Genomic DNA, 9,258 nt, shown 5'->3' on the forward strand with positions numbered 1-9,258 from the left:
TATAGTTCTGAGGCTTGCATAAAATATTATATAAAAATTAAATGCAAAGATACAGAACAAGGAAAAGACAATATAGGCGACAAAGCGGAGACGCTTACTCATAACCATTCACTCAAATTTCACACTTACAAGCTATAACCATCTCATGCACAAATTGTTAGATTGCATTTTGCTGAATATTACATAAATCAGGTTATTTCTATAGCTAGTTACTTTCACTTTCATGTCTTTTGATTTATTTTAGTTATTTAGTTATTCGGTTTTTGCTTCTCTGTAGGATGCCTTTTGTTTCTCTATACAAAACTAACTGTTTTACAGTAGAAAACCAACTGTTTCACGGTAGGAAACCAACTGTTTTCTATATAGGAAACTACTTGTTTTCTATGTATGAAACTACTTGTTTTCTATATAGAAAACTACTTGTTTCATTGGTAGAAAACAAAATGAAACTACTTGTTTTTCGAACTCAAGTTATAATGAAACTATTTTTGTTCTATGATACTATGAATGGTACTTATGTTTTACTTTTTGGCGAAGTGCCATAATGTATTCTACTGAAACACAAGCAAATAAACACACTATGAGACTTATGATGCTTTTTTTGCGATAAATCTTCTGTGCGCTTTTGCAAAAAACACACGAAATTGAACAGAAGTATTGGAACCTAGATTCAACAAATTAAAAATAATAACCTTTGTATAAATACTTTATGAAAAAATGCATTCTTTTTTTATTCAATACTTTCACAAGATATCGTTCTTTAAGACAATTGCAAAATCTGGTGTATTGCTCGAAATAATAGATGCTACAATCCATCTAAATTATGAATTTTGGAGAGAATCAGGCAATTAAGTATAATCCAATAAGGGTTAGAATGTGTATAGCAGAATCCAAGTTTATAAACAATACTCAAAAAGTGTAATCCTTATTACACTTTTTTCTATTCCCCTATTCTATCTTTGCATAAAAAGAGAATATCTATGAAAATACGAAACCTAATAAACACAATTCTGCCTTCCCGCAAATGGAAGATATTTGCAATAATCATCAGTGGGATTATTGTAGGTGGAGGAGGTTTATTTCTCTACATGCTCCGGGCACACACTTACTTGGGTGATGATCCGGCTGCCTGCGTTAATTGCCACATTATGGCTCCTTATTATGCTACTTGGTTTCACAGTTCGCACAGCCGTGACGCTACCTGTAATGACTGTCATGTGCCACAAGACAATGTGGTAAAGAAATGGACATTCAAAGGAATGGATGGTATCGGACATGTGGCAGCATTCCTTACACATGGTGAGCGTGATGTTATTCAGGCACACGACCGTAGTTCACAGGTAATCATGAATAATTGCATCCGTTGTCATACCCAGTTGAATACGGAGTTCGTAAAGACCGGACAAATTGATTTCATGATGGCACAAACGGGACAGGGAAAAGCCTGCTGGGATTGCCATAGAGATGTACCTCATGGCACTGGCAACAGTTTATCTACAACGCCGAACGCATTGGTTCCTTATCCGGAATCACCTGTTCCAGAATGGATACAAAAATTAAATAGTAAAAAATAAATCACAAATATCATTATGGTGGAAAAGAAACTTAAATCATGGCAAGGATGGCTATTGTTTGGAGGAACAATGGTAGTTGTTTTTGTATTGGGGCTGGTAGTCTCATCGCTAATGGAAAGACGTGCCGAAGTAGCCAGCGTTTTTAATAATAAAAGAGTAGAAATCAAAGGAATAGAATCCCGAAACGAGATATTCAAAGATAACTATCCGCGCGAATATCAAACATGGACCGAAACGGCTAATACCGATTTCAAAAGCGAGTTCAATGGTAATATTGCTGTTGATGTATTGGAAGAACGGCCCGAAATGGTTGTGCTCTGGGCTGGTTATGCTTTCTCTAAAGACTATTCATCGCCTCGCGGACACATGCATGCAATAGAGGACATTACCAACACACTGCGCACCGGATCGCCAACGAATGCCAACGAAGGACCACAACCATCTACTTGCTGGACTTGCAAAAGCCCGGATGTACCCCGTATGATGGAAACAATTGGCGTTGATGCGTTCTACAATAATAAATGGGCAGCATTTGGCGATGAAATTGTTAACCCGATTGGTTGCGCCGATTGTCACGAACCCGAAAACATGAACCTGCACATCAGTCGCCCGGCATTGGTCGAAGCATTTGCTGCTATGGGTAAAGATATCACTAAGGCTACCCCACAGGAAATGCGCTCGTTGGTTTGTGCACAATGCCATGTAGAATATTATTTTAAAGGTGATGGCAAATATCTTACTTTCCCTTGGGATAAAGGTCTTACTGTGGAAGCTATGGAAGCGTATTATGATGAAGCCGACTATTACGATTACATCCATACATTAAGCAAAACACCTATATTAAAGGCACAACACCCCGACTGGGAGATTGCACAAATGGGTATTCACGGCCAACGTGGTGTATCATGTGCCGATTGCCACATGCCCTATAAAAGTGAAGGCGGTGTAAAGTACAGCGATCACCACATACAGAGTCCGTTAGCTATGATAGACCGTACTTGTCAAACTTGTCATCGCGAAAGTGAAGAAACACTACGTACCAACGTATATGATCGTCAGCGCAAAGCAAACGAAACCCGTAACCGTTTGGAAGAAGAACTGGCACGCGTTCATATAGAAGCACAATATGCTTGGGAAAAAGGTGCTACAGAAGCACAAATGCAAGAAACACTGCAACTGATTCGTCAGGCTCAATGGCGTTGGGATTTTGGTGTGGCATCGCATGGTTCTTCTTTCCACGCTCCGCAAGAGATACAGCGTATTCTGGGTAATGGGCTCGACAAGGCTTTGCAGGCACGACTGGCTGTGTCTAAAGTGCTGGCTCAACAAGGTGTTAATGATGTGCCAATGCCCGATATCTCAACAAAGGATAAAGCACAGCGTTATATTGGTCTTGATATGGACAAGGAACGTAAAAACAAAGAGAACTTTAACAACACTGTTGTTCCTCAATGGCTGGAAAAGGCTAAAGCGAATAACAAGATTATTGCTCGATTATAATTTTTTTAGACACGGATGGCTAATGTGCCAATACGACAATGTGCCAATGTGCTAATTGGCTGCGCACATTAACCAAATTGGCACATTGGCACATTGTCGTATTGGCACATTAGCCATCCGTGTCTAAAAATAAATATTAATATTATGTGGAAGCAACCCTGGGGATTGAAAGAAGGATTTGCAATATGTATCGGTTTGTTTTTAACAGGTATCATTCTCCAAATAACTGTGGGGAAAATAGATTGGGACCTGTTTGCATTCCCTGTAAACATAATTACACTTGGCGTTTTTATAGCTGGTATTGCAACAATGCACATCACTGCCCAAAAAGTATATCTTTTTAAATGGATGAGCAGATACCAGGCTGCTGTAACTGCTATGCTTGGTGTGGTAGCCGTTACAGTAATTATGGGGGTTATCCGTCAGAAACCATTTCATGTAGAAGTTCTAGGTTTCGAGTCGTGGTTGGGTTTCTCGCAAATGCTTTCAGCTTGGCCATTTATTTTATTATATATGTGGTTCACGATGCTGGTAGGCATGGTAACTCTTCGCCGACTTTTTCCTTTCCGCCTGCGCAATATACCTTTCTTATTGAATCATGCCGGACTATTTATTGCCATCACAGCCGCAGTATTAGGTAGTGCCGATATGCAAAGATTAGAAATGACAGCTTCCATTGGGTCCGAAAATCCCGAATGGCGCGCCTACAACAAACTGGGTGAAATGAAAGAACTGCCATTAGCTGTGAAGCTTAACGAATTTACAATCGACGAATATCCGCCTAAGCTGATACTTATTGATAACGAAACCGGAAAAGCATTGCCCGAAGGAAAGCCCGCAAACCTTTTATTGGAAGAAGATTTTAGCGTAGGAAACCTGCTCGACTGGCATATCGTTGTAACACAACACATACCCGAAGCAGCCAGCATGGCCACTGAGGATACATTACGTTTTGTAGAATTCCATTCGATGGGGGCCGCCTATGCCGTATATGTGCAGGCCGAGAATACCCGAACCGGAGAAAAGAAAGAGGGATGGATTAGCGGAGGTAGTTTTATGTTTCCATATAAAGCAATCAGACTCAGTAATGAAATGAGCCTTGTTATGCCCGAAAGGGAACCCCGCAGATATGCTTCGGATGTTACAATTTATACCGAAAAAGGAGAAGTATTTGAAAGTGTAATCGAGGTAAACAAACCCTTCAAGGTTGATGGTTGGAAAATCTACCAGTTGAATTATGACCACAGCAAAGGGAAATGGAGTACGATAAGTATATTCGAACTGGTTCGCGACCCATGGCTTCCTGTTGTGTACGCAGGGATATGGATGCTTATTGCAGGAGCTGTATGTATGTTTCTCACAGCCGGAAAAACAAGAAAGGAGGATAAAAAATGAGTTGGGATAATTTCACGATATTTGCCATTATCGCTGTTATTTTATGGATTGCCGGTGCTGTTGTTGCCTGGAAAAGCAAAAAAGAATTGCTGGTTTACCTGTTCACTATTAGCGGGTTGGCGGTTTTCTTTGCATTTATTTTAGGCATGTGGATTTCACTTGAGCGTCCACCTATGCGCACAATGGGCGAAACACGCTTGTGGTATTCTTTTTTCCTCCCAATGGCAGGACTGATTACGTATAGTCGTTGGAAATACAAGTGGATACTTAGTTTCAGCACCATTCTGGCCATTGTATTTATCTGCATCAATATCTTTAAACCGGAAATTCATAATAAAACACTGATGCCGGCTTTACAGAGTCCCTGGTTTGCACCACATGTTATTGTGTATATGTTTGCTTATGCCATGCTGGGTGCCGCTGCAATTATGGCAATCTACCTGCTTTGGTTTAAAAAGAAAGACATTCTGGCCACGGAAATGGATCTTACCGACAATCTGGTTTATGTAGGTTTGTCGTTTATGACCTTTGGTATGTTGTTTGGTGCATTATGGGCAAAAGAGGCATGGGGCCACTACTGGGCATGGGACCCCAAAGAAACATGGGCGGCAGTAACATGGATCAGTTATCTGGCATACATCCACTTCAGGCTTGGCAAACCACGGCAATATAAAACCGCACTCTGGATAATGCTTATCTCTTTTATCTTTTTACAAATGTGCTGGTACGGAATCAATTATCTTCCATCGGCGCAAGGAGCGAGTGTGCATACGTATAATACATAATGGGACTATCGTTTTTTCCGGTAAACCCACCACCCGCTAACAATCATCGATGTGGCAGCGATGCCCACCACAAAAACAAATAAAACATTCCACATACCCAAAAAGGTAAAGATGCGTCCGGTATGCATTTCAAGCGCAAGATTCCACAACGACATCGGTCTGTTGGCATACTTGTTGGGCATCGGAGTAAAATAACGATCCTGTTCAAAAACATAGGCACCACGGTCATAATCGAAAACAACCGTACGATTCTTCAATGCAGTAGTGAATCCAGATATTTTCCTCTGCCCGAAAGGCATACCCGAAATCGGGCGAACCGGTTCGCCTGTAAAACCATCAATTGATGTTCCTGTACTACGGTTCCAGATGGTTAACCCACTGAAAGAACCTACTACCCAACAAACCTCGTCTAATTGCTGTAACACATTTACGCCCATCACACTAACAGGGGGCTGTATCTTGATTTTACGAGGCAAAGCTGCAAAATCCGGTAAGGTATAAAAGCCATCCGAAGTGTAGAGCAACCATTCGTGTTGTAAACTATCGTACCGGATAACACGTAACTGATCGTGCCAGGCATTATCCGTACTCATTGTAGTTAACGGCGGGGGCGTAACTTCGCTTTTTGCAATGGCAATAAGTAAAGGAGGCCGCAGGAATGTACCCGATATTACCAATATCAGTAAAGGTATCGTAAACCAATAGCCAAGACTATTGTGCCACTTCCACGAAAACCGGAAAGTTTTTACATGCTTCTGCACAAGCTGCTTTTTCTTTTTTCTGGCTTTTATACGCTTGGGTAGTAGCCATATTATTAAACCGGTTATGCTAAAGAAAGCAAGTAATACAGCAAAAAAATCTACTACCACTTGCCCTAAAGTACCAAACAGTTCTCCACTATGCAGTTTCCATATTATACGGAAAAGCGAACGTTTATTGTCCCTATCGGGTGAGGCAGCCAGTTCTATTTTCTCAAAATCAAGATTATGCGACACTTTAGCTACCAATAACTCCGATCGGGTAAGAACCACCAATGTATCTCCTTTTATTTCGAGGTCGGTAATACGATCAATGTCGGCGGGCAACTGTTGATTTTCCCAAACGCCTCGATCAGGATTGTAGCGGTACAGCTGATACATACCAGCAGCATAAACTTCGCTACCGGGTGCTTGAATCATGCGGGATATTTTCAGATTATCTGCTCCGGAACGGATGCCTTGATTGTACTCCACAATAGAATCACCCATTTCATTGGTAAGCCAGATTCCTTCGCTGCCATACAAGAAAACCGTATCGGGCGATAGCGTTAACGAGCCCTTAAAAAAACCATAGTTCCAGTTATTGTATTGATAGGATGCCGGAAGATGTTTCCGGCTGATACCCTTCTCTGATAATGATTTCCTGTGATTGAGGATAACTCCGGATACCCCCATCCAGATAATTATTAACGCTAATACAATTCCTGTAACTTTATGTAGCTTTTTCATGTTTCATTGTTTTCTGGCGCGAAGTAAGCAAAAATACATCTAATATATTGTAATCTAAAATACATTCTTAACTTAAAACTTCGCATAACTCGCAACTCTGCGGTTCAAAATACAGCTTAAACATTTGCATTAACAAACAAAACATCGCCCAAGCCCTCAAACTGTTGAAAGTAGCTTCCCGATTTGTTTTTAAAGATTTCATCATCAAACCCAATCAAAGTTAAACCTGCATCTTTGGAGCAGGAGGCTATTTTATCATTCAAAGGTTGATCGTTATTTAGTGTTACAATTTCTATATTGGCCATAGTAATGGGCAATCGCCACTCTTCAATGTGCCTTCCTAGTCGTTCTTGTAAATCTTCTATATTGTTGGTATTGGTAGTAACAAATACTTTAAACTGACTACGGCTCCAATCGGGATGCGACATAATGATGTATCCTAACAATATCATCAGGTTGGAATTCTTTTCATCATTTATCTTTATCCACACATGAATTCCGTTACGGGTTTGTAAGGGATAAGCAGAACCGGCAAACACGCAAACATCAAAATTCCCGGCTTTGGTTAATTTAATATTCTCAACAATACGTGTCAGCTCTTCGGGACGATTCTTATCATATTCAAAAACAACCATATTATTTTCCATGCCCGATACCGAAGGTGTTTGTATAACCTGTGCTATTGCCGATGTATAGGAAGGAGAAATCATGGTATCAATGTAAAGTCCACTGTCTTTCCCTCTCTGCAATTCTATTAACTGTTGCAATACATCCCGGCATTCGGAAACCGTTTCTTGACTAAAGTAACCTCTTACAAAGTGAAAATAAGTTCCGAAACCATGTTGGTGACTAATCCACTTCATTAGTTCGAGTACTTTGCGGCGTTCGAAAGAGTTAGGAGATATACATACGGCAGATGGCCGCCACTCCCTGATTTCGTTGTTAGATTGTTGCTTCTGCATAAACACCCGTATCCTTCGGTTTAATTGAAACAATGCTCCTTCAAGTATATCGGCCAAGCCTTTTTCTGTTTTATTATAATGTTCAATTAAGATATACAACAAAGCAATAACAACATAGGCTACAAGTGTGTAAAGTGCATTAATCATAAACATAACCCATACCGACAGGATAAAGCCACCCAACGAAAAGTACCACCTGGATTTAAACCGCGGTCGATAAGATGGCGATGACCCGAAATGATTGAGGAATGAAATTAAACACAGCGTACCGTAAGAGATAAGGAAGAACATGGAAATAACTTCGGCCACCATATCAATACTGCCCATTATCACAAAAACAAGGGCGATAAGGAAAGATACAAAAGTAGCATTTACCGGTTCGGAGTTGCCTCCTCTTCCTTTGGCCAGAAATTTATTTGCACCGGGAAACGGAAAACTCTGGTCGCGGGCAATGGCCTGCAATGTTCTGGGTGCTACCAATATGGAGCCCAATGCCGATGAGAATGTGGCAGCTGCCAATCCAATCGGAATTACAATATCACCCCAAACAGCAATACGCGACATTACCAATTGATCTTGCAATAAATCGGCTTGTGGAGCAGATACAGCCAGTTTCCAGATAACCAACACATAAATAATCAATCCGCCGATGGTTCCTCCAAGTGTACCCAAAGGAATTGATTTACCCGGATTCTTTAAATCGCCACTTAACCCTACCCCGGCAGTCATACCGGTAAAAGCAGGAAAACAGATGGCAAAAACAACAAACAGCTTATCGTTATTAAAGAAACCAAAGTTCTGCGACGCAACCGTCTGCACCATATCTCCCGATTCCAAAGGTTTACCTATGAAGAACAGAAAGAGTGAAGCAAATAACAAGAAGGTTACTATGTATAGCATCTTCATGCCCGATCCTACACCCCTCAACAATATAACCAAAGCTAAAAACACCAACGACGATACACTGACTACTTGCCGGGGCAATTCATAGCCATAGTAATCTGCCCACCAGTTAAAGAAAGGGGTAAAAGCTTCGGTAAAGGCAATAATGTAAAATGCCACACTTATGGCCTGCGAAAAGAACAAAGCAATACCAATAGTCGATCCAATTTTTAGTCCGAAAGAGCGGGAGATAATAAAATACTCTCCTCCACCTTCTACTCGTTTATTGGTTGCAATTTCCGATATGGCAAGAGCAGTTGGTATGGTTATCAGATGCCCCATTATTATAATCAGGAGGGTGCCCCAGAAGCCCAAAGTGCCCACGGCAAAGCCAAATCGGAGGAAAAGTACAGCTCCAAGAATTGTTGATATAGAAGTAAAGAATACAGGCATTGTTCCCAACCCTGTGTTTTTGTCGGTAAAAACGGTTTGGTTCATAACTTGATTTTGGTTTGTTGTTTTTTTATATAACAGTAATATTCAATGATTGTTTTCTTTCACAATTATAATAATGGAACACAGAGGTACTGTGTTGAATTCCAAATTAAATTAAATATTTTTTCTATCTTTGTCTCCGCCAAAGGAAGGCTTCATGCGATACTTTGTACTGAGG

At 40.7% G+C, this 9,258-nt stretch carries 6 protein-coding genes; 4 read left to right on the top strand and 2 right to left on the bottom strand.

Annotated elements, in window-relative coordinates:
* The first annotated feature begins 980 nt into the window (after positions 1-980).
* From nrfH to ccsA, 4 genes are all read left to right on the top strand, one after another.
* Positions 981-1,574, top strand: coding sequence for a cytochrome c nitrite reductase small subunit (nrfH, locus tag D0T85_RS21600; protein WP_163215598.1), 594 nt, complete (start codon positions 981-983; stop codon positions 1,572-1,574).
* An 18-nt stretch (positions 1,575-1,592) separates the two neighbouring features.
* Positions 1,593-3,074, top strand: a complete 1,482-nt coding sequence (nrfA, locus tag D0T85_RS21605) for an ammonia-forming cytochrome c nitrite reductase (protein ID WP_163215603.1) — start codon at positions 1,593-1,595, stop codon at positions 3,072-3,074.
* Positions 3,075-3,218: 144 nt separating this feature from the next.
* Positions 3,219-4,469 (top strand): cytochrome c biogenesis protein ResB, encoded by a 1,251-nt coding sequence (locus tag D0T85_RS21610; RefSeq protein ID WP_163215599.1) that lies wholly within the window; start codon positions 3,219-3,221, stop codon positions 4,467-4,469.
* A complete protein-coding gene (gene ccsA, locus D0T85_RS21615; protein WP_163215600.1) occupies positions 4,466-5,254 on the top strand; it encodes a cytochrome c biogenesis protein CcsA in 789 nt (262 codons plus the stop codon). The genes D0T85_RS21610 and ccsA overlap by 4 nt, the downstream gene beginning before the upstream one ends.
* A gap of 5 nt (positions 5,255-5,259) precedes the next feature.
* Here the strand turns inward: ccsA and D0T85_RS21620 are convergent, their stop codons facing one another.
* Complete coding sequence (locus D0T85_RS21620) at positions 5,260-6,741, bottom strand: PepSY-associated TM helix domain-containing protein (RefSeq protein ID WP_163215601.1); 1,482 nt, start codon at positions 6,739-6,741, stop codon at positions 5,260-5,262.
* A 116-nt stretch (positions 6,742-6,857) separates the two neighbouring features.
* Positions 6,858-9,083, bottom strand: coding sequence for an amino acid permease (locus D0T85_RS21625; RefSeq protein ID WP_163215602.1), 2,226 nt, complete (start codon positions 9,081-9,083; stop codon positions 6,858-6,860).
* Between the last annotated feature and the right edge of the window lie 175 nt (positions 9,084-9,258).

Source organism: Bacteroides sp. 519 (assembly GCF_010500955.1).
GTDB lineage: Bacteria > Bacteroidota > Bacteroidia > Bacteroidales > Bacteroidaceae > Bacteroides.